The organism is Amycolatopsis umgeniensis (assembly GCF_014205155.1).
Lineage (GTDB): Bacteria > Actinomycetota > Actinomycetes > Mycobacteriales > Pseudonocardiaceae > Amycolatopsis > Amycolatopsis umgeniensis.
Window position 1 is genome coordinate 1,448,878 of the sequence record NZ_JACHMX010000001.1, and the last position, 19,828, is coordinate 1,468,705.

Below are 19,828 nucleotides of genomic sequence, written 5' to 3' on the forward strand. Positions count from 1 at the left end.
GGCCGTTCCCGGCCGGAGCGGTTGAGATCGAGGTATGACTTCGACACCAGTGATCGACGTTGACCGCCTGAACCTGAAGTACGGCGACTTCCACGCCGTGAAGGATCTGTCCTTTCAGGTCGGGCGAGGCGAATTCTACGCCCTGCTGGGCACCAACGGGGCAGGGAAGACCTCGACCTTGGAAACCCTCGAAGGGCACCGGACCCCGACGTCGGGCACGGTGCGCGTCCTGGGAAAGAGCCCGCGGGACCGCGCCGCCGTACGGCCCAAAATGGGCATCATGTTGCAGGAGAGTGGTTTCTCACCGGATCTGACGGTGAAGGAGTCGATCCGCCTGATCGGGACGCTGACCCACCGCACGGACCGGCTCGAACGGGTGCTCGGCATCGTGGATCTCACCCGCAAGGCGAACACCAAGGTCTCGCAGCTTTCCGGCGGCGAGAAGCGGCGGCTCGACTTCGCGACCGCGGTGTACGGCTCGCCGGAACTGGTGTTCCTGGACGAGCCGACGACCGGTCTGGACATCCAGTCGCGGGACGCGCTGTGGGACGCGGTCGACAAACTGCGCGAGGACGGCTCCACGATCGTGCTCACCACGCACTACCTCGAGGAAGCCCAGCAGCGCGCCGACCGCATCGGCCTGATGCACCGGGGGACCTTCCACCAGGAGGGCACGGTCTCCGAACTCACGCGGACGCTGCCCGCCGTGATCCGCTTCGCCCTCCCCGCCCCGGCCCCGGCGCTGCCGTTGCAGGGCAGGCGGGAGCACGACGGGAAGTTCGTCATCGAGACCTTCGGCCTGCAGAAGGATCTGCACACCCTGTTGCGGTGGGCGCAGGACAACGCGATCGAACTGCAGGACCTCGAAGCGGGCCCGACGCGGCTCGACGACGTGTTCCGCGCCATCGACGACCACTAGCCATTCACTCCACAAAGGACTCCAGCCATGCTTTCGATCGCCCACAGCGAGCTGATCCAGATCTTCCGGAACCGCTCGGTCCTGATCACCAGTTTCGTGATGCCGATCGCGATCTGCGCGTTCTTCGTCTACCAGCACGAGACCTTCGCGAAGATCGGCAGTCTCGGTTACATCGCGGCGATCGTGATGTTCACCGTATGCGCGTTCGGCCTCTACGCCAGTTCGGTGACCACGCTCGCCTCGCGACGGCAGAACCTGTTCCTCAAGCGGCTGCGCTCGACGGCGGCCGGTGACGCGTCCATCCTGATCGGGCTGGTGCTGCCGGTCACCGTCATCGCGCTCGTCCAGGTGGCCGTGATCATGACCGTGCTGGGCGTCGTCACCGGTACGCCCGCGAACATCGGCCTGCTGGTGCTGGCCGTCCTCGCCACCGTCGCCATGATGATCGGCCTCGGGCTGGCCACCGCGGGCCTGACCAACTCCCCCGAGCACGCCCAGGTCACCACGCTGCCGGTGAGCCTCGGTGTCATCGCTGTCGCTTCCTGGGTCGGCATCTCCGGCACCGAGGACCTGACCCTGCTCAAGCGCCTGCTGCCGGGTGGTTCGGCCACCGAACTCGCGGTCAACGCCTGGAACGGCGGCGTCGCCGTCTCCGAATCGTTGCTCCTGCTCGCCCCGACCCTGGCGTGGGTCGTCGTCGCCGTGGTCCTCGCCTCCCGGCTCTTCCGCTGGGAACCGCGCCGGTGACCCTGTCGATCCGAGGAGGAAAACCCATGCGCAAAGCCATGATCCCCGTTCTCGCGGCCACCTTGATGACCGCGGTGACCCCGGCGGTCGCGTCGGCGGCGCCCCCGCCGAAATGGGGGCCGTGCCCGGAGGAGGCGGCGGGCCTCGGCCTGGAGTGTGGCACCCTCGAGGTCCCGCTGGACTACCGCGATCCCGGCGGGAAGACCATCGAGATCGCGATCTCGCGGCTGGCGAGCACCAAACCGGAGAAGCGCCGCGGCGTGCTGCTGACGAACACCGGCGGCCCCGGCGGTGAGGGGCTCGCCTATCCGGACACCCTCAAGAAGCTGAACATCCCGCAGGAGGTGCTGGACGGCTACGACGTGATCGGGATGGACCCGCGAGGGGTCCACAACAGCACCCCGGTGACGTGCGGGCTGACCCTCGAAGAGCATCCGACCAACATCCCGAGGTACGCCCGTGACTCCGCCGACGTGACGAGCGAGGCCCAGCGGGTCGCCGCCGTCGCCGCGAAATGCGGGTCCTCGGCCACGGCGCCGCTCCTGCCGTACATGACCACCGCCAACACCGCCCGTGACATGGACCGCGTCCGCGAAGCGCTCGGCGAGCGGAAGGTGAACTACTTCGGCATCTCCTACGGCACCTACCTCGGTTCGGTGTACACCTCGTTGTTCCCCGAGCGCAGCGACCGGTTCCTGCTCGACAGCGCGACCGGCCCCGGCGGCTGGGACGCCTCCTTCTCGCGGCTGTTCGGGCAAGGCGTCGAAGATCGCTTCCCCGACTTCGCGAAGTTCGCCGCCTCGAAACCCGAGTACGGCTTGGGCCGGACGCCGGCGGAGGTGACCGCGAAGTACTTCGAGCTCGCCGCGCGGCTGGACAAGACACCGAGCCCAGAGGGCTACAACGGTCAGGTGTTCCGCCACGTCACGTTCGCCGATCTCTACTACGACAAGAAGCTGCCGCATCTCGCCGAGACCTGGCGCGCGCTCGACACCGGGAAACCCGTGCCGACGGCCGCCTCCGCCGGTGCCGGTTTCCCTTCGGACAACTACATCGCGAGCCAGCTGCACGTGATCTGCAACGACTCCGACTGGCCGGAGAGCGTCGGGACGTACCGGCGCAACGTGGCGATCGACCGGTTCCGGCATCCGCTGTTCGGCGCGGCGGCCGCGGACATCACGCCGTGCGCGTTCTGGCCGTCCGAGCCGGTCGAACCGCCGGTGAAGATCACCGACCGCGGTCCGTCGAATCTGCTGATCGTGCAGAACCTCCGCGACCCGGCCACGCCGCTGGCGGGCGCGCGGAAACTGCGTGAGGCCTTCGGCGACCGCGCCAGGATGGTCACCGTCGACCAGGGCGGGCATCTGGCGTACCTGTTCAAGGACAACAAGTGCGCCAACGACCTCGCGACGGGCTTCCTGGTCACCGGCGCGCGGCCGCGGCACGATCTCGCCTGCTGAACCCTGGTGGTTGCGGTGGGTCGCAGGCCCGGTCCGTGAAGGCCTCCTTGCCTACCCTGAAGGTAGTGAAGGAGGCCTTCACGGACTTGCGCGGCAGGTCCGGTCCGCGGGGAGCTCTCCGCTCAGCAGGTAGTCCCGCGCAGCCGTGTCGACGCACTTGTCGCCCTTCAAGAACACGGCGTGCCGGAACGCTCCCTTCACCGTCACCAGCCGCGAACCGCCGAACGTCCTGAGGTTGACGGCCCGGCTGTCGGCGGACCGGTGACGCCCGACCGTGTGGATTTTGGGACGTCAGATGTCCAAAAATCCACACAGTGCCGCGTGACCGGTCCGGTCGTGACGGCCAAAACCAACGTCCCGGGCCGGAGCGCGACGCTCCGGCCCGGGACGACCCCCGGTCCAGGTCCGGCTCAGCGGTCGCGTTCCTTGGCGAACAAGGACTTCGACCACAGGTACCCGACGATCGACAACACCGCGCACCAGCCGATGGCGAGCCAAGCGCTGCCGCCGATCGGGGTGCCGAGCAGGAGTCCTCGCAGCGTCTCGATGACCGGCGTGAACGGCTGGTAGTCGGCGAACCAGCGCAGCCAGGCGGGCATGGAGTCGGTGGGCACGAAACCGCTGCCGAGGAAGGGAAGCAGCATGAACACCATGGGGGTGTTGCTCGCCGTCTCCACGCTCTTGGCGGCCAGTCCCAGCGCCACCGACAGCCAGGTGAGCGCGATGGTCAGCAACAACAGCACGCCGACGGCCGCGAACCATTCGCCGACACCCGCCGTCGGCGAGAAGCCGACGAGAAGCGCGACCCCGAACACGACGGCGAGCGCGAACGCGGTCTGGATGAACGCGCCGACGACGTGACCGGTCAGCACGGACGCCTTGCTGATCGCCATCGTGCGGAACCGGGCGATGATGCCCTCGGTCATGTCCGTCGCCACGGAGATGGCGGTGCCGAGGGCCGCGCTGCACACGGTGATGAGCAGGATGGCGGGCGTCACGTAGCCGACGTACTCGGCGCGGCCGCCTCCGCCGCCGAGGCCGTTCCCGAGGGTGCCGCCGAAGACGTAGACGAACAGCAGCAGGAACACGATCGGCTGGCCGATCAGCATGATGGTGAGTGACGGATAGCGTTGCATATGTCTGATGTTGCGGCGCAGCATGGTCGCCGAGTCGCGCATCGAGAGGGTCAGGCTGGTCATCGGGCCAACTCCTTGGTCGCTTCGGTCCGGTGACCGGTGAGGCTGAGGAACACGTCGTCGAGATCCGGGTTGTGCACGGTGAGGCTGTCGACGGCGACGGCTTCGGCGTCGAGCCGGTCCAGCACCGCGCGGAGAGCGGTGACGGTGCCGTCGGTCGGCACGCGGAGCGCCAGGCTTTCTTCGTCCGAAGTGGACACTTGCAGCACGCGGGTCGCGTCGCGCAGCGAGACCGCGTCGGGGAACTTCAGCTGCATGTGCCCGCCGGGGACGCGCCGCTTGAGTTCGTCGGGCGTGCCCAGTGCGACGATCCGGCCGCCGTCGAGCACGGCGACGCGATCGGCGAGCTGATCGGCCTCCTCCAGGTACTGCGTGGTGAGGAAGATCGTCACGCCGTCGGAGACGAGGTCGCGGATGATCTGCCACATCGTGCGACGGCTGCGCGGGTCGAGGCCGGTGGTCGGCTCGTCGAGGAAGATGACCTCGGGGTCGCCGATCAGGGTCATCGCCAGATCGAGCTTGCGGCGCATGCCGCCCGAGAAGGTGGCCGGTGTCTTCTTCGCCGCGTCGGTCAGTTCGAACCGTTCCAGCAGTTCGGCGGCGCGCACGCGTCCCGTACGCCGCGGCAGATGGTGCAGATCCGCCATGAGGAACAGGTTTTCCTCGCCGGTGAGCAGATTGTCGACCGCGGAGAACTGACCGGTGAGGCCGATGGAGGCGCGGACGCCGTCCGGATCGGTGGCCAGATCGGCTCCGGCGATGGTCGCTCCCCCGGCGTCCGGACTGACCAAAGTGGACAGGATGTTGACCGTGGTGGTCTTGCCCGCGCCGTTGGGGCCGAGCAACGAGAAGACGGTGCCGGGCGGGACGTGCAGGTCGACGCCGTCCAGAACGACCTTGTCGCCGTAGGACTTGCGCAGTCCGGTCGCGGAAATGGCCGGGTGTCTCATGTGGATTCCCCTGGGGTGTGTGGACCGGACGGGTCAGGAGCGGTGGACGAGGATGTCGCCGACGGAGGTGCCGGCGCGAACCTGGACCTTGTCGGTCGTGGCGTCGGGGGCGGAGGCGGCGGTCATGTCGTTGACGACGCGGCCGAAGCGGGTGTTCACGTCGAGCCAGGCAGCGCTGCCCTCGCGGATGCCGACCTCGATGTCCCCCATCGAAGTGTCGAGGTCGAGGGTGCCCCTGGCGGCGTCGAGTACGCGGACGGAACCGTTGGCGGTCTTGGCTTCGACGTCGCCCTCGGCCTGTTCGACGGTGATGTCGCCGTTGGCCGAGCGGAGGCGGATCGAGTCGCCCGCCGCCCCGATCGTGGTGGCGCCGTTGGAGTTCTTCACCACCGCGGTGCCCGTGATCCCGCCGATGTGCACGCGGCCGGAGCTCGTGCTGATGTCGGCGTTGCCGTCGACGTGCTCGACGACGATGTTCCCGGAGGCGGAGTGCGCTTTCAGTTCACCGGTCCGGTCGAGCCGGATGTGCCCGGTCCCGGACTTGTAGCGGCAGGAGCCGAGCCGCCCTGTCGCGGTGAGGTCGCCGAGGCCGGTGCTCCCCTGCACCCGGGAACCGGCGGGCAGTTCGATGGTCACGTCGATCGACCTCGTCTTGTGGGAGAAGTCGAGCAGACGCATTTTCGGGGCGCGGACGGTGAGCGTGCCGCCGGAGAACTCGACGACGGTCCGCCTCGCGGCGTCGACGTCGGAGTCGTTGTTTTCGTCCATCGGGGCGACTTCGACGACCGTGTCCGTGCGGTCGCCGGCGACGATGCGGACGTAGCCGACGACCGGCTCGAGGTCCGCGAGAATGGGTTCCGGGGTGGCGAAAGTAGGCATGGTTGTCCCCTCAAAGGTGGCGTGATCGGTGTTTGTGCTGGTCGGGAGGGTCTAGCTGACCCAGCCGGTGTAGCGCTGCGCGACGCGGTGACCGCTGCTCGCCGACGTGGGCGGAGCGGGCGGTTCCGACGGCCGCAGCGCGGCGGACGCGGCCCGCACGAGCCAAGCGTTGACCGAGCGGCCTTGCGCGGCCGCGGCCTCCTCGACGCGGGCCTTGAGTTGTTCCGGCAGCCGGAAGTTGATCCGCGCGGTGGCGCCTTCTTCGTCCGGAAGCGGTGGCGTCGGGGGCATCGGCGGCTCCGGCACCGATGCCGCGACGGGTCCGGACGGCTCGGCCGCGGGAAGCGTGACGGCGAAGCTGGCTTCGCCGGCACGCAGCCGGACCTCGACCGAACCGGGCGCGAGATCCCGGGTGATCTCGTCCGACGCCGCGGACAACGCGTCCAGCAGCGCGAGACGGATGGCCGACGCGAGCGGCGCGGTCAGGCGTTCGGCGAGGGCGCTCGCCTCGTCTCCACCCGCCTCGGCGGCGACGGCGAGTTCCCGGCGAACGTTGTCCACAAAGGGCGTCAAATCCATGACACCATCATGGCACCGCGATGGCGCCACCGCAAGTACAACTTGGCGCCAAGTGGCGCCAAAGTGGCGTATCCGCAGGTCAGATGCGGAAAATTCGCCATACATGCCCCTTCGGCCATGTTCCGCTGGCGGGGCAAGCAGACCCGGCCCGACACGTTGCCGCGGCCATTCCACCGGGGCGAGGATTGCGTTGAGCCGCAAGAAAAAGGGAGCGACCCACCGTCCGGTGTGGGGGTCACCGGGGTGAGTCGCTTCCCGAACTCCACGGTACAAGAACTCCCCTCGCGCAGAGGGGCAAGGCTTTCTGTACCGGCGGCCCTTGACAAGCAGGATCCACAGTGGACACGGGCGTCCATGGCAGAAGAGGAACGCATGCAAGCAGTTCGGGTGAGCGTCTGCGCCCTGGACCCCATCACGAAGGCCGGAATGGCCGACCTCCTCGGGACACGGGTGTCCGTGAAGGTGGTCGACGGCCGGGCGCGGGACGAAACCGATGTCGTCGTCGCGGCCTTCGAGCGGCTTTCGGCCGACGCGGCCACCGCGTTGCGCGAAGTCACCGCCGAACTCGGCAAGCCGATCGTCCTGGTGACCGACCGGATCGAGGAAGGCGGGCTCGCGGTCGCGGTGGAGTGCCGGGTGGTCGCCATCCTGCCGCGGTCGGCGGCGACCGACTCCCGGGTGACCGACAGCGTCCGGCTCGCCGCGTCGGGTGCCGTGACCCCGCCGTCCACCCTGCTCGGCAGGCTCTCCGAACACGCCGCGCGGCTCCACCGGGAGATGCTCGCGCCGAGCGAGCCCGCCGGGGCGGCGCTTTCCTCGCGCGAGATCGACGTCCTGCGCCTGATGGCCGACGGGCTCGACACCCAGGAGATCGCCACCGAACTCTCCTACTCGGAGCGAACGGTGAAGAACATCATCTACGCGGTCACGGACAGGCTGCGACTGCGGAACCGGTCGCACGCGGTGGCGTACGCGATCCGGGAAGGCGTCATCTGAACGCGCTCGTCAAATGAGGCCTTCCCGGAGCGCGTAGGCCACGACGTGTGTGCGGTTGCGCAAGCCGAACCGGCTGAGCAGGCCGTGGAGGATGTTCTTCACGGTCCGGTCGGAATAGGCCACCCGCCGGGCGATCTCGCCGGTGTCGAATCCCTCCGCGAGCAGCCGGAGCACTTCGGTCTCGCGGGGTGAAAGGCCGCTGAGTGTGAGCTCGCGCGGCTCGAGGACTTCCTTGTGCAGCCGCGAAATCCCCCGGAGCAGGCTGCCGAGCTGATCCGCGGGCAGATCGCCCCGGCCGGCGTGCGCGTCGGCGACGGCGCGCAGCAGACGTCCGGGCGTCGCCTCGGAGCGCGCGACGACGACGGCGAGCCCGCGTTCCACCGCGGCCCACAGTTCGGCCTGGTTGGGCTTGTCGGCGACCAGCACCAGCCGCGCGGGTCCGGCCGGGATCCGGTGCGGCTCGTTCCCCGCGACCGCGACGAGGACGTCGGCCGTCGCCGGATCGTCCCGCAAGGTGATGCCAGGGCCGGCGCCGAGAGCACTGCGCAGGCCCGCCAGGACGAGCGGGTCGCCGGCGTGGACCGCGACCCGGATCTCCCGGCGCTCGTCGGCCCGGACGACCGGCCGGACGGGCGTCGTCATGATCGTCGACATGCTTTCCAGGTAACCGGCCACCGAGAAGGCGGGACAAGCAGAAGAAGGGGGCAGCTTTTCGCCGCCGGAAGCCTGCCGGTTGAATGGAGCGCGGTGAAACCGGTGGAGGCGAGTGAGAAGCGGTCGGTGTTCGGAAAGCTCCTGCTCGAACACCGGCGGGCCGCGGGCTGGACACAGGAGCGGCTGGCCGAGGCCTCCGGTCTCAGCGTCCGCGCCCTGCGCGAACTGGAACACGGCCGCGCACGAGCCGCCCAGCAGCGTTCCTCGGAAGTGCTCGCGGACGCGCTCGGCCTGACCGGCGGCGACCGGGAGTTCTTCCTGACCGTCGCGAAACAGGGGCGGCGCCGGAACCCCGCGCTGGCCGCCCAGGTCGCCGCGACCTGCTCGCTGCCCGCGCCCGTCGCGGATCTGTCCGGCCGGGAAAGCGAACTGGACCAGCTGTCCGCGAAGGTCGCCGAGGGTGGCGGCGTGGTCGCGATCGTCGGGCAGGCCGGGGTCGGGAAGACCGCGCTCGCGGTGACGGCGGCCGACCGGTGGCGCGTCGATTTCCCGGACGGGAGCTACGCGGTCGACCTGCGCGGGATGGACGAAGAACCGCTGAGCCCCCGTGCCGCGCTCGACAGGCTGTTGCGCGCGCTGGACGTCGCGCCGGGGCAGGTGCCCGCCTCCGAAAGCGAACGGTCGGCGTTGCTGCGGATGCTTCTCGCAGGCCGGAAGGTGTTGCTGCTGCTCGACAACGCGGCCGACGAGGCGCAGGTCCGGCCGCTGCTGGTCACCGGGCCCGGCTGTCTCACGCTGATCACCTGCCGCCGGACGCTCGCCGGACTCGAAGGCGCCCGCTGGCTGGGGCTCGAGCCGCTTTCTGACGGCGGCGCGACCGGCCTGCTCGCCAAGATCATCGGCGCGGACCGGGTGCGCGCGGAACCCGGCGCGGCGCGGGAACTCGTCGAACTGTGCGGATACCTGCCGCTCGCGGTCCGGATCGCGGGCAACCGGCTCGCCACCCGGCCGCAGTGGTCCCTCGCCCACCTGGCCGACAGGCTGCGCGACGAAGGCACCCGCCTGCGCGCGCTCGCGGCGGGCGATCTGCAACTGCGGTCGGCGTTCGACCTGTCCTATCGCGCGGTTTCGGCCGGGGCACGACGGTTGTTCCGGCGGCTGGCGACCGTTCCGGGTGCCGACTTCGGTCTCGAACTCGCGGGTGTCGTGTCCGGCGCGAGCGACGCCGACGTCCGTGAGCACCTCGACGAACTCGTCGACGCCAGCCTCCTGCAGGCCACCGCCGAACCGGAACGTCACCAGTTCCACGACCTGATCCGCTTGTTCGCCGAGGAACGGTTCGAGGCGGAGGAGGACCCGGCCGCGCGGGACACCGTGCTCGTCCACCTGCTCGACAAGGCGGCCGACGCGGCCCGGTTGTTCTACCCGGAGGCACCGGAGACCGGACGCTTCGGCTCGCGGGACGAGGGCGCCCGCTGGCTGGACGTCGAAGGCGAGAACTGGATCGCCGCGCAACGGGTGGCGGCGCGGAAGGGCTGGCACCGGGAAGTCAGTGATCTCGCCGTCGCGCTGCACTGGTACTCCGACGGACGGAGCGCGCAGCGGCCGTGGCTGGAGATCTTCTCGCTCGGCGCGGCCGCGGCGAGCGAACTCGGCAACGCCGGGGACGAGGCGAAGCTGCTCAACTTCGTCGGCTGGGCGTGCAGCGTCTGTCTCGACGACGAGGAAGGCGCCGTGGCGGCGCACCGGCGCGCGCTGGAGATCGCCACCCGGATCGGCGATCGCACCGAGCAGGCCTGGGCGTCCATCTATCTCGGCCAGGTGCTGCGGTACGTCGGGCGGAGCGACGAAGCCTTCGAATACGCGAAGCGCGGGTACGAGTCGGCGGACGAACTGCCGTTCTGGGACGGGCAGAACTCGGCGCGGAACGCCTACGGACGTTCGCTGCTCGCGGCCGGGCGGCAGTCCGAAGCGCTCGCCGTCCACCGCGCCGTCCTCGCCGACGCCGAACGGCTGGCGGCCGACACGTACCCGGGTCTCCACCGGATGCTGAAGGCGCTGACCCTGCGCGCGATCGGCGACGTGCTCGGGGATCTCGCCGAATGGCGGGAAGCGGCGGGCTACTACCGCACCAGCCGGTGGCTCTCGTGGGAAGGCGGATTCGCCTCGATGGAAGCGATCTGCGCGTTCCGTGAGGGACGTGCGTGGCGGGAAGCGGGCGCCTTCGAGGAGGCGAGGGAGTGTCTCGCCCTGGCCGTCGAACTCTCCCCCGAGCCGTCGTTCAGCGCCCGGAGGGAACAGGCGCTGGCCGAACTGGCACTCCTTCCGGACGCCTAGCCGACCACGGCGCGGCTTCCTCCAGCTGGGCGGCCAGCCGGATGAGGACGTCCTCGCGATCCTGTGCGGCGACGAGCTGGACGCCGATCGGCAACCCCTCGGCGTTCCAGTGCAGGGGCAAGGAGATCGCGGGCTGTCCGGTGATGTTGAACGGCGCCGTGAACGCCGCGCCCGTGGCGATGCCGGCGGCCAGTTCCCCTGGCGACTTCGCGTCCGGGGCCAGCTCGCCGAGCGCGGCGGGCGGCGCGGGTGACGTCGGGGTGAGGAGGACGTCCAGTTCGTCCTCCCAGAGCGCCGCCACCCCGCGTGCCCACCGCTGCGACGAGAGCGATCCGGCGAGCCACTGCACGGCGGTGACCGATCGGCCCGCTTCGGCGAGCATCGCGTTCATCGGCTCCAGAACGGACGTGGGCAGCTGTTCCCCGAGGCGCTCGGACCAGGCGTCGAGTTCCCAGGCGACCGCGGCCGCGAGCAACGGGGGCATGGCGTCGAACATCCCGGGCGCGTCCAGTGCGGCCGCCGCGGTGGGCGCGACCTGGTGGCCGAGGGATTCGAGCAGACGGGCGGTGCGTTCGACGGCGGCGACACAATCGGCGTGCGCGGTTTCGCAGGTGCCCGGCGCGGTGATCCGGTACCCGATCCGCAGACGGCCGGGATCCGCGCCGACCTCCGTCCGATAAGGACGTTCGGGCGGCGGTGCGGCATAGGGGTCGCCCGGAGCGGCTCCCGCCGTGACATCGAGAACGGCCGCCGTGTCCCGGACCGACCGGGTCAGGACGTGTTCGTGGGTGACCTGTCCCCAGTATTCGCCGAAGTCCGGACCGAGGCTGGTCCGCGCGCGGCTCGGCTTCAGCCCGACCAGCCCGCAGGCCGCCGCCGGGATCCGGATCGAGCCCGCCATGTCGTTGCCGTGGGCGACGGGGACCATGCCCGAGGCCACCGCGGCGGCCGAACCGCCACTCGATCCGCCGGGCGAGCGCGCCGGATCCCACGGATTCCGTGTCGCGCCGTGGAGGAGCGGTTCGGTGGTGATGCTCGTCGCCAGTTCCGGCGTGTTCGTCCTGCCGCAGAACAGGAAACCCGCCGCCCGCAGGCGTGCGGCGAGGTACGAGTCCGACCGCGCGCGCCAGTCGCGGTCCCGAAGCACGCGCATGCCGCCGTGCACCGGATCGCCCGCGGTGTGGCAGAGGAAATCCTTCAGCAGCATCGGCACGCCACGGAACGGCCCCTGTCCCCGCGACGTCACCGCCTCACGCCGCGCCTGCTCGAACCGCCTGCTGACCACGGCGTTGAGTTCGCCGTCGAGCCTTTCGATACGCGCGATCGCCGCGTCGAGCAGTTCCAGCGGTGACACCTGCCGGGTGCGGACCAGTTCCGCCTGAGCCGTCGCGTCCAGCCAGGTGAAATCATCGCCAGCCATCCGGCACGTCCTCCTCCGCGGATGAAGATCAACGGGTCCATTGTCGATCAGCGGCGACCGGGCGCCCGGCGATTCCGGCGGATCAGGGCGGTTCGTGCAACGGATCATGCCCCTTCGATTCCTCGTCAACTAAGCTGCGGGCTCGACGGAGCGGGAGGGCCGATGACGGACGCGGACGGGCAGAGCCCGCGGGAGCGCTACCGCGACCAGGTGCGCGCGGAGATCAAGCAGCGCGCGTGGGAGCAGATCGCCGCCGCCGGTGTCCCCGCGCTGTCGCTCAACGCGATCGCCAAGCAGGTGGGCATGAGCGGCCCGGCGCTGTACCGGTACTTCGCCAGCCGAGACGACCTCATCACCGCGCTCATCCGCGACGCCTACCGAAGCCTCGCCGACACCGTCCGGGCGGCGTTCGACTCCGGCGCCGACTTGGCCGGCCTCGCCGTCACCATCCGGGACTGGGCCCGGAGCGACCCTCAGCGCTACTTCCTCATCTACGGCACGCCCGTCCCCGGCTACCACGCGCCCGAAGACACCACCGCGATCTCGGCCGAAGTCATGGCCGTCCTGCTCGAAGCGTGCCGAGCGATCACCGTGGAGAAGCCGGAAACCCCGTTCGACAAGCATCTGGAAGGCCACCGCGACTGGGCGGGCGACGATCCGGCCACGTCCGCGACCCTGCACCGCGCGCTCGCCTTCTGGACCCGTCTGCACGGCGTGCTCTCGCTCGAACTCGCCGGCCACTTCACCGGTATGAAGTTCGATTCCGATCTGCTGATCGCGGACGAATTGGACGACCTCACGAAGCGATGATCGGCCTTCGCCAAGACCGATCACGTTCGCACTGAACCTTTCACGCCCTTCGGGCGTCTTGCCCTGTGACGCTGACGGCATCCGCGACTTCCGCGGTTGACATGCAACGTTGTAACGTTATAGCCTCTAAGTAAAGCAAGAACTACTCACTGCGGATCGGCGGCCCTACGGCACCCGACGCCCGGTCCGCCTGCCCGTTTCCGGGTTTCCGACGTTTTCGGATGGGGACTTCGATCATGAATCGCGGAGGCAAGAGCACCAGGGGGACCGACCGCGTCAGAGTCGCCGTGCACGCCCCGGATCTCCTGGCCGGGCTCGGCACGACGAGCATTCTCGGCGCCGACGAACGACTGAACGTGCTGTCCGACACCGACCTCGGACGGGCCGAGGTGATCGTGACGGTCGGGGATTCGATCGGCGACGGCGTTTTCACGTTCCTGCGCCAGGTTCGCGCCGCGTCGTCGCTCGCGTCACCGCCGAGGTGCGTGATCGTCACCGACCATTTCCCGGTCCAGGTCCTGATGACGGCGATCGAATGCGGCATGGCCGCGTTGCTGCCGCGGCGCGACCTCGACAGCGAGCATCTGGTGCGGACGATTCTCGCGGTCAGCCAAGGCGCGGGCGCGCTGCCACCGCGACTGCAGGGCAGCCTGCTCTCCCAGCTCGAGCGAATACAGGAAGACCTGCTGGTGCCCAACGGTCTCGCGTTGTCCGGGCTGTCCGACCGGGAGCGGGAAGTCCTCCGGCTGCTGGCCGATGGCCATGGCACGGAAGAGATCGCGGCCAAACTCGCCTATTCGGAGAGCACGGTGAAGAACGTCCTCCATCGGGTCATGGCGAGGTACGGACTCCACAACCGGACGCACGCGGTCGCGTTCGCCCTGCGGACCGGCTCGATCTGAGGCGGGCCTCCGCGAGTGGTACGGACGGTTCCAAAGGAACGCGAGGCGCGTCTTGGTCGTGGATGCGGTCGTGAACGTGTTGCGAAAGTCGCTTTCGCAACGGTGAAGGTTGCGAAAGTGGCGTTCACAACGCCTCACCCGTGTCGGCACAGGACTGACACCCGGATCGACACTCCAGCAAAGCAAACACCCGACGACCGGTCCGCGGCCTTCGCCTTCGGTCACCGGAGCTGAACGCGGCTCAGCACCCTGTCCACGACGTCGGGAAGCGGCTGATCGTCCGGACCTTCCAGCCACAGCACGTTCCCGGTCCGCAGAGTGGCGAGGAACGTCGCCGCCGTGAGCCGGGCCAACTCCTGGTCGAGACCGTGCCCCCTGGCGAGCAGCACCGCCGTCAGGTCACGCTCCAGGGCGAACTGGTCGCTGGCCTGCTGCGCGAGCAGCGACGGATGCCGACGCAGCAGCCGTAGCTGCGCCACCCATTCGCGGTCGGGGACGGGATGCGCCCGGTACAGCTCCCGGCACGCGGCGCGCAGCGCTTCCCACGGCTTCTCGCCGGACGGCCTGCCTTCGACCAGCGACACCAGCAGCCCGGTCCGCTCGCGGTCGGCGTGCAGGATCGCGTCTTCCTTGTTCGCGAAGTAGTTCGAGAACGTCCGCCGGGACACCCCGACCGCGTCGGCGATGTCCTCGACGGTCACCCCGTCGAGACCGTGCTCCATCGCCAGGCGCAGCGCGGCCTCGTGCAGGGAGTGCCGCGTCGCCGCCTTCTTGCGGGTGCGGAGCGTGTCGAGGGTGTCCACCAGGACAGCGTAGCGAGGGGAATAAAGTTCCCACTGTGCAAGTTTGCACAGTGGGCAATAATTGCTCCCGAACGCTCGAAGGGACGCCATGAAGACCGATGGAACGACGGCGGCGGCGCCGTCCGGCGCGATGGGGCACCGCCAGGTGCTCGAGTCGCTGTCCGGGCTGCTGCTCGCGCTGCTCGTGGCGATGATCAGCTCGACGGTCGTGTCGACCGCCCTGCCGTTGATCATCGGCTCGCTGAACGGCACGCAGACGCAGTACACGTGGGTGGTCACGGCCACCCTGCTGGCGGCGACGGCCACCACCCCGATCTGGGGCAAACTCGCCGACCTGTTCAACAAGAAGACGCTGGTCCAGATCGCGATCGTGATCTTCGTGATCGGCTCGACGATCAGCGGGTTCAGCCAGAACACCGGACAGCTGATCGCCGCCCGCGCGTTCCAGGGCATCGGCGTCGGCGGTCTGCAGGCGCTGGTCCAGGTCGTGATCGCGGCGATCATCCCGCCGCGTGAGCGCGGCCGCTACAACGGCTACCTCGGCGCGGTCATGGCTGTCGCCACGGTCGGCGGGCCGCTCCTCGGCGGCCTGATCGTGGACGTGCCGTGGCTGGGCTGGCGGTGGTGCTTCTTCGTCGGCGTCCCGATCGCGGTGCTCGCGTTCGCCGTGCTGCAACGCACCCTGAAACTGGAAACCGTGCGCCGCGAGAACGTGCGCGTCGACTACCTCGGCGCCGGTCTCATCGCCGCGGGCGTGAGTGTCCTGCTGATCTGGGTTTCCTTCGTCGGCAACACCTTCGACTGGCTGTCGTGGCAGACGGCCGTCATGGTGGTGGGCGGTGCCGTGCTCCTCGTGTTCGCGGTGATGGTGGAGCGGAAGGTCCGCGAACCCGTCGTCCCGCTGCACATCATCACCCAGCGCACCCCCGCGCTGGCGATCGTCGCGAGCCTCGCCGTCGGCATGGCGATGTTCGGCGGCGCGGTCTTCCTCGGCCAGTACTTCCAGGTCGGCCGCGGCTACTCCCCCACCGAAGCCGGTCTGCTGACCATCCCGCTGATGGCGGGTGTACTCGTCTCCTCGACCCTGTCCGGCCGCCTGATCAGCCGGACGGGGCGGATCAAGCCGTACATCGTGGCGGGCACGATCACCCTGGTGATCGGGTTCCTCGGACTGGGCACGGTCGACCACGCGTCGCCGCTGTGGCTGGTCGGCGTCGCGATGGCGATCGTCGGCATCGGTGTCGGCATGACGATGCAGAACCTCGTGCTCGCCGTGCAGAACACGGTTCCGTTGCGGGATCTGGGCTCGGCGAGCGCTTCGGTCACGTTCTTCCGGTCGCTCGGCGGCACCATCGGGGTCTCGGTGCTCGGCGCGGTGCTCGCGAACCGGGTCACCGCCGATCTGTCCACCGCGCTGCACGTGCCGGCGGGACAGGCGTCGACGGGCAGCGTCAGCGCGCTGAACCTCAAGACGCTGCCGCCGGAGGTCCAGACGATCGTGCACACCGTGTACGGCGACGCGACCGCGCACATCTTCCTGATCTCCGCGGCGGTCGGCGTCGTGGGCGTGATCGCGGCCCTGCTGCTCAAGCCGCTCACCCTGCGCACCACCCTCGACGTGGAGACGAAGACGGAAACCCCGGCCGACCAGGTCGCGGGATGAGCACCCCAGGGGCCTTCGAGTCCACAGTGGAGCGTTTCGGCCCGCCCCGGAGGACTTCGGGGCGGGCCATCCTGGCCGGGGTCGACGGCTCCGACACGGCGATGCGGGCGGCCGCTTTCGCCTTCGGCATGGCACGGCGCGAGGGCGGCAGGCTGATCGTCGCCTTCGTCGTCTGCCGCACGGCTTTGACCAACCTCGGGCCTGCCGTCGCGGCGACGGTCGAACACGACACGACCTTGCAGCTGTACGCCGAGCTTCGCGAACAGATCCGCGAGGCCGCCGAAGAGCTGGAAGTGCCGGTCAGTTTCCTGAAGACCTACGGCGATCCGTACACCGCGCTCCGCGACACCGCCGACCGCAACCAGGTCGACACGGTGGTGGTCGGCGCCTCACAGAAGGCGGGCCACCGGTTCGCGGGCTCCGTCGCGACGAAGCTCATCAAGGCCGGGCACTGGCCGGTGCTCGTGGTCCCTTGACGACCGGCCGCCGAGGAACGAGACGGCTCCCACCGCGGCGACGACGAGCGCACAGCCCGCCAGTTGCAGCGGCGTGGGCCACTGGCCGAGCAGGAGGGCCCCGAACAGGATCGCGGCGGCGGGTTGCAGCATGAGCACGGCGGACCCGCCGCTCGCGGGCAGGGCGGACAGCGCCTTCCCGATCAGGAGCCAGCCGACCACCTGCCCGGTCATGGCCAGCACGAGCAGCCACACCAGCGCCGAAACCGGCGGCGTCACGTCGAGGTTTCCGGCCAGCAGCCCCGAAACGCCACCCACACTCGCGGAGGCCGCGGTCACGGTGGCGAGCATCGTCGTGCGGCCGCCTTCGGTTCCGGCGCGCCGCAACAGGAGGAGGTAACCGGCGTAGGCCACGCCCGCCAGCAACGCCATGACGGTGCCGTACCAGGGATCGCTGCCCGCGGCGCCGCCGTCCGCGAGTCCCCCGGCCAGCGCCGTCCCCGCCAGCATGAGCGGGATCGACAGCCAGAAGAGCCGTGACGGCCGCTCGCCGAACCACAGCAGCCCGGCGAGCGGGACCAGGACGACCTGGACGTTGACCAGCGCGGTCGCGACACCCGCGCCGACGGAGAGGATCGCCTCGCTCCACAGCACCATGTCGATGCCGAGCAGGACACCCGCCAGCACGTGCCGCCGCCGCGCGGCCGGGGTGGGACGGTGCCCGCGCTCTCGCGTTCGCGCCAGCGCCACGAGGATCGGCAACGCGAACAGGCAGCGGAAGAACGTCGCCGTCGTCGAACTCGTGCCGGACAGGGCGACGAGCGGGGCGGACAGGGCGATCGCGAGGGCACCGAGTACTCCTTGTGCGCGCGGATCGGCGAAAACTCTCTGGCGGGCCATGGATTCGATTCGACCGCACGACGACGGGGAGGACCAGCGAGATCCTCTTACCCCGAGGGTTAAGCTCGGCTAATGAGTGGCGATCTGTCCAATGTGGAGCGGCTGCGGATGCTGCACGCGGTGTGGCGGCGGGGATCGCTCGCCGCGGCGGCCGAATTGCTGCACGTGACCCCGTCGGCGATCTCCCAGCAGCTGACCAAACTGGAACGGGAGGCGGGCACCCGGCTCCTCGTCCGGCACGGCCGCGGCGTGCGGCTCACCCCGGCGGGGCTGCTGCTCGCGCAGCGTTCGGACCGGGTCCTCGCCGAACTCCGGGCCGCCCGCGCCGATCTGGACTCGCTCACCGGCGAGACGACCGGTGTCGTCGAGATCGGCGCCATCCCCTCCGGGGTGCACACGTTCATCACGCCCGCGCTCACCGGCCTCGCCGTACGCCACCCCGGCATCGAGGCCCGGCTGCACGAGGTCGAACCGGAAGTGGCCCTCCCCGCGCTCGCCGACGGCGTCTTCGACGTCGTGGTCGTCGAGAGCTGGGAGAACCTGCCGCTCACCCGGCCGCCGGACACCCGCTGGACCGTCCTGCGCGACGACTCGGCGATGATCGTGCTCCCGGCCGGGCACCGGCTGGCGACCGCGGAGTCGGTTCTCGCCGAAGACCTCGCGGACGAGATCTGGGTCGCCTGGGCCCGGCCCACCCTGGCGAACGCCTGGCTCCGGCAAACCCTGCGCGAACGCGGGATCGAACCGACGGTGCGGCATACGGTCAGCGGTTTCGGCACCCAGTTCGCCGTCGTCGCCGGGCTCGGCGCTGTCACGCTGGTGCCGAGCATGGCCACCACGATCGCCCCGCCGACCGTGGTGTGCACCGCGCTCGGACCCCCGCTGCACCGTCAGCTCTACGCCGTGCAGCCCCAGGGTGAAACCCGGCCGGCGGTCGCCGAATGCGTCACGGCCCTGGTCGAGGCGGCCCGGTCTTGGGGCGGCTGATCAGCCGCGACCGCAGAGGGCGTGATCGATCACGGGGGCCAGCGGGTTTCCCTCCGGCAGTTCGGCGCCGGGGTGGTACGGCGTGAGGGTGTTGAGCGACACCATCACGCTGCGCTTGCCGTCCTCGGTCACGCCGTTGCCCGTGAGGTAGCCGGGCAGCGCGCCGCCGTGGCCCCAGTAGTCGCCGCAAGAGCTGGTCAGCTTCATGAGCCCCAGCCCGTACGCCCCGAGCCCCGGCGCGGGCACGGTCTTTTTCATTTCGGCCAGCAGCTCGGGTTCGAGCACCTCACCGCCCAGCAGTGCCCGGAGGAACTTGTTGCCGTCCGCGGTGGTGCTGTTGATCGAACCGTCCGCTCCCCCGCCCGCCGACGGGTTCATCAGCGTCACGTCCACCCGCCGTCCGAGCCGCGGCGGATTCGAGCCCTCCACGACGAACCGGTCGTAACCCCGCGCGTGCGGGGCGGGGATGAACGGCGACGTGTAGGGGTGGGAGGTTTCCCGCAGGTCCAGCGGCCGGATGATCCGGTCGGTGATCTCCTTTTGCCAGTCCCTACCGGTCACCTTCTCGGTCACCATCCCGGCGAGCACGTAGTTGGTGTTGGAGTAGCCCCAGCTCGAACCCGGCGCGAACTCCGGCGGCTTGCCGACGGCCAGTTTCACCGCCTCGGACGCGCTGAGCCTGTCGAACCGATGGCGAAGAAAACCTTCCTCGGTGAAGAGATCCAGCTCCGCCAGATAGTCGTGCAGACCGCTGGTGTGCTGCAGCAGCTGCCGGACGGTGATGGCGCGGCCGTCGTTGCCGTTCCCGCTCACCACCCCGGGCAGCCATCGATCGACCTTGTCCTCCAAGGAAAGCCGGCCCTCACCGACGAGCTGGAGCATCGTCGCGGACAGGAAGGTCTTGCTGAAACTGGCGATCCGGAAATGCGCGTTCCACGGGACCGGGGTCTTGATCCGAAGATCGCCATGGCCGCTGCGCACCTTGACGCCGCCTCCGGGCGTACTCACTTCGACGAGAGCGCCCGGCGAACCGTCCGCCACGAGTTTGTCGGCGTCGCGCTGCAGAGTCCGTTGCAGCTGCGGGGTCGCGGACGCGACGGCCGGGGAAACGAGCGTTGCCGCGCAAAGTGCGGCGATGACCACTGAAGTTCGTTTCATACCGGTAAAACTA

20 protein-coding genes are annotated in these 19,828 nt (G+C 69.7%); 10 read left to right on the plus strand and 10 right to left on the minus strand.

Features of this window, described 5'->3' with window-relative positions:
- Positions 1-34: 34 nt before the first annotated feature.
- Genes HDA45_RS06155 through HDA45_RS06165 form a run of 3 tightly spaced genes read left to right on the plus strand, consistent with a single transcriptional unit; the run spans position 35 to position 3,126 of the window.
- On the plus strand, positions 35-919 hold the full coding sequence (locus HDA45_RS06155) for an ABC transporter ATP-binding protein (protein ID WP_184892690.1): 885 nt from the start codon (positions 35-37) through the stop codon (positions 917-919).
- Between the two features lie 27 nt (positions 920-946).
- Entirely contained in the window at positions 947-1,666 is a 720-nt protein-coding gene (locus HDA45_RS06160) for an ABC transporter permease (RefSeq protein ID WP_184892692.1), read from the plus strand.
- Positions 1,667-1,692: 26 nt separating this feature from the next.
- Positions 1,693-3,126 carry an alpha/beta hydrolase gene (locus HDA45_RS06165; protein WP_184892694.1) on the plus strand — a complete coding sequence of 478 codons (1,434 nt, stop codon included), beginning with the start codon at positions 1,693-1,695 and terminating at the stop codon, positions 3,124-3,126.
- A 78-nt stretch (positions 3,127-3,204) separates the two neighbouring features.
- On the opposite strand, the gene HDA45_RS06170 is transcribed toward HDA45_RS06165, so the two are convergent.
- The 5 genes from HDA45_RS06170 to HDA45_RS06190 form a co-directional block, all read right to left on the minus strand.
- Positions 3,205-3,408, minus strand: a complete 204-nt coding sequence (locus HDA45_RS06170; protein WP_343072286.1) for an alpha/beta hydrolase — start codon at positions 3,406-3,408, stop codon at positions 3,205-3,207.
- Positions 3,409-3,536: 128 nt separating this feature from the next.
- A complete protein-coding gene (locus tag HDA45_RS06175; protein ID WP_184892696.1) occupies positions 3,537-4,325 on the minus strand; it encodes an ABC transporter permease in 789 nt (262 codons plus the stop codon).
- Complete coding sequence (locus tag HDA45_RS06180; RefSeq protein ID WP_184892697.1) at positions 4,322-5,272, minus strand: ATP-binding cassette domain-containing protein; 951 nt, start codon at positions 5,270-5,272, stop codon at positions 4,322-4,324. Before HDA45_RS06180 ends, HDA45_RS06175 begins: the two co-directional genes overlap by 4 nt.
- Positions 5,273-5,305: 33 nt before the next feature.
- Positions 5,306-6,151, minus strand: coding sequence for a DUF4097 family beta strand repeat-containing protein (locus tag HDA45_RS06185; protein WP_184892699.1), 846 nt, complete (start codon positions 6,149-6,151; stop codon positions 5,306-5,308).
- Positions 6,152-6,202: 51 nt separating this feature from the next.
- Positions 6,203-6,730, minus strand: a complete 528-nt coding sequence (locus HDA45_RS06190) for a toxin-antitoxin system HicB family antitoxin (RefSeq protein ID WP_221471027.1) — start codon at positions 6,728-6,730, stop codon at positions 6,203-6,205.
- 426 nt (positions 6,731-7,156) lie between these two features.
- On the opposite strand from HDA45_RS06190, the gene HDA45_RS06195 reads away from it, so the two are divergent.
- On the plus strand, positions 7,157-7,726 hold the full coding sequence (locus tag HDA45_RS06195; protein WP_221471650.1) for a helix-turn-helix transcriptional regulator: 570 nt from the start codon (positions 7,157-7,159) through the stop codon (positions 7,724-7,726).
- Positions 7,727-7,735: 9 nt separating this feature from the next.
- Here the strand turns inward: HDA45_RS06195 and HDA45_RS06200 are convergent, their stop codons facing one another.
- The gene (locus tag HDA45_RS06200) at positions 7,736-8,380 is read right to left on the minus strand and encodes a helix-turn-helix transcriptional regulator (RefSeq protein ID WP_184892703.1); all 645 of its coding nucleotides are present in this window, start codon (positions 8,378-8,380) and stop codon (positions 7,736-7,738) included.
- A 93-nt stretch (positions 8,381-8,473) separates the two neighbouring features.
- Between HDA45_RS06200 and HDA45_RS06205 the strand changes: the two genes are divergently transcribed.
- Positions 8,474-10,717: a tetratricopeptide repeat protein gene (locus HDA45_RS06205; RefSeq protein ID WP_184892705.1), complete on the plus strand. Its 2,244-nt coding sequence runs from the start codon at positions 8,474-8,476 to the stop codon at positions 10,715-10,717.
- Here HDA45_RS06205 and HDA45_RS06210 read toward each other — a convergent pair.
- Positions 10,662-12,137, minus strand: coding sequence for an amidase (locus tag HDA45_RS06210; RefSeq protein WP_184892707.1), 1,476 nt, complete (start codon positions 12,135-12,137; stop codon positions 10,662-10,664). The two genes, HDA45_RS06205 and HDA45_RS06210, sit on opposite strands and share 56 nt — an antisense overlap.
- Positions 12,138-12,299: 162 nt before the next feature.
- Here HDA45_RS06210 and HDA45_RS06215 point away from each other — a divergent pair, with 162 nt between their 5' ends.
- Positions 12,300-12,947: a TetR/AcrR family transcriptional regulator gene (locus HDA45_RS06215; RefSeq protein WP_184892709.1), complete on the plus strand. Its 648-nt coding sequence runs from the start codon at positions 12,300-12,302 to the stop codon at positions 12,945-12,947.
- Between the two features lie 236 nt (positions 12,948-13,183).
- The gene (locus tag HDA45_RS06220; protein ID WP_184892711.1) at positions 13,184-13,849 is read left to right on the plus strand and encodes a helix-turn-helix transcriptional regulator; all 666 of its coding nucleotides are present in this window, start codon (positions 13,184-13,186) and stop codon (positions 13,847-13,849) included.
- Between the two features lie 221 nt (positions 13,850-14,070).
- Here HDA45_RS06220 and HDA45_RS06225 read toward each other — a convergent pair whose 3' ends face one another.
- The gene (locus tag HDA45_RS06225; protein WP_184892713.1) at positions 14,071-14,652 is read right to left on the minus strand and encodes a TetR family transcriptional regulator; all 582 of its coding nucleotides are present in this window, start codon (positions 14,650-14,652) and stop codon (positions 14,071-14,073) included.
- An 88-nt stretch (positions 14,653-14,740) separates the two neighbouring features.
- Here HDA45_RS06225 and HDA45_RS06230 point away from each other — a divergent pair, with 88 nt between their 5' ends.
- Positions 14,741-16,315, plus strand: a complete 1,575-nt coding sequence (locus HDA45_RS06230; protein ID WP_184892715.1) for an MDR family MFS transporter — start codon at positions 14,741-14,743, stop codon at positions 16,313-16,315.
- A complete protein-coding gene (locus HDA45_RS06235) occupies positions 16,312-16,791 on the plus strand; it encodes a universal stress protein (RefSeq protein ID WP_184892717.1) in 480 nt (159 codons plus the stop codon). Before HDA45_RS06230 ends, HDA45_RS06235 begins: the two co-directional genes overlap by 4 nt.
- Here the strand turns inward: HDA45_RS06235 and HDA45_RS06240 are convergent.
- A complete protein-coding gene (locus HDA45_RS06240; protein ID WP_184892720.1) occupies positions 16,705-17,670 on the minus strand; it encodes a DMT family transporter in 966 nt (321 codons plus the stop codon). The genes HDA45_RS06235 and HDA45_RS06240 overlap by 87 nt on opposite strands.
- A gap of 72 nt (positions 17,671-17,742) precedes the next feature.
- Between HDA45_RS06240 and HDA45_RS06245 the strand changes: the two genes are divergently transcribed.
- Positions 17,743-18,657: a LysR family transcriptional regulator gene (locus HDA45_RS06245; RefSeq protein WP_184892722.1), complete on the plus strand. Its 915-nt coding sequence runs from the start codon at positions 17,743-17,745 to the stop codon at positions 18,655-18,657.
- Here the strand turns inward: HDA45_RS06245 and HDA45_RS06250 are convergent, their stop codons facing one another.
- Positions 18,658-19,815, minus strand: coding sequence for a serine hydrolase domain-containing protein (locus tag HDA45_RS06250; protein ID WP_221471029.1), 1,158 nt, complete (start codon positions 19,813-19,815; stop codon positions 18,658-18,660).
- Positions 19,816-19,828 lie beyond the last annotated feature (13 nt).

Bases quoted from the DNA above. Each gene is read 5' to 3' on its own strand.
- HDA45_RS06220 (WP_184892711.1), top strand. From the start codon at position 13,184: ATGAATCGCGGAGGCAAGAGCACCAGGGGGACCGACCGCGTCAGAGTC.
- HDA45_RS06215 (WP_184892709.1), top strand. From the start codon at position 12,300: ATGACGGACGCGGACGGGCAGAGCCCGCGGGAGCGCTACCGCGACCAG.
- HDA45_RS06185 (WP_184892699.1), bottom strand. From the start codon at position 6,151: ATGCCTACTTTCGCCACCCCGGAACCCATTCTCGCGGACCTCGAGCCG.
- HDA45_RS06210 (WP_184892707.1), bottom strand. From the start codon at position 12,137: ATGGCTGGCGATGATTTCACCTGGCTGGACGCGACGGCTCAGGCGGAA.
- HDA45_RS06230 (WP_184892715.1), top strand. From the start codon at position 14,741: ATGAAGACCGATGGAACGACGGCGGCGGCGCCGTCCGGCGCGATGGGG.
- HDA45_RS06175 (WP_184892696.1), bottom strand. From the start codon at position 4,325: ATGACCAGCCTGACCCTCTCGATGCGCGACTCGGCGACCATGCTGCGC.
- HDA45_RS06235 (WP_184892717.1), top strand. From the start codon at position 16,312: ATGAGCACCCCAGGGGCCTTCGAGTCCACAGTGGAGCGTTTCGGCCCG.
- HDA45_RS06245 (WP_184892722.1), top strand. From the start codon at position 17,743: ATGAGTGGCGATCTGTCCAATGTGGAGCGGCTGCGGATGCTGCACGCG.
- HDA45_RS06195 (WP_221471650.1), top strand. From the start codon at position 7,157: ATGGCCGACCTCCTCGGGACACGGGTGTCCGTGAAGGTGGTCGACGGC.
- HDA45_RS06155 (WP_184892690.1), top strand. From the start codon at position 35: ATGACTTCGACACCAGTGATCGACGTTGACCGCCTGAACCTGAAGTAC.
- HDA45_RS06190 (WP_221471027.1), bottom strand. From the start codon at position 6,730: ATGGATTTGACGCCCTTTGTGGACAACGTTCGCCGGGAACTCGCCGTC.
- HDA45_RS06240 (WP_184892720.1), bottom strand. From the start codon at position 17,670: ATGGCCCGCCAGAGAGTTTTCGCCGATCCGCGCGCACAAGGAGTACTC.
- HDA45_RS06180 (WP_184892697.1), bottom strand. From the start codon at position 5,272: ATGAGACACCCGGCCATTTCCGCGACCGGACTGCGCAAGTCCTACGGC.
- HDA45_RS06250 (WP_221471029.1), bottom strand. From the start codon at position 19,815: ATGAAACGAACTTCAGTGGTCATCGCCGCACTTTGCGCGGCAACGCTC.
- HDA45_RS06165 (WP_184892694.1), top strand. From the start codon at position 1,693: ATGCGCAAAGCCATGATCCCCGTTCTCGCGGCCACCTTGATGACCGCG.
- HDA45_RS06200 (WP_184892703.1), bottom strand. From the start codon at position 8,380: ATGTCGACGATCATGACGACGCCCGTCCGGCCGGTCGTCCGGGCCGAC.
- HDA45_RS06160 (WP_184892692.1), top strand. From the start codon at position 947: ATGCTTTCGATCGCCCACAGCGAGCTGATCCAGATCTTCCGGAACCGC.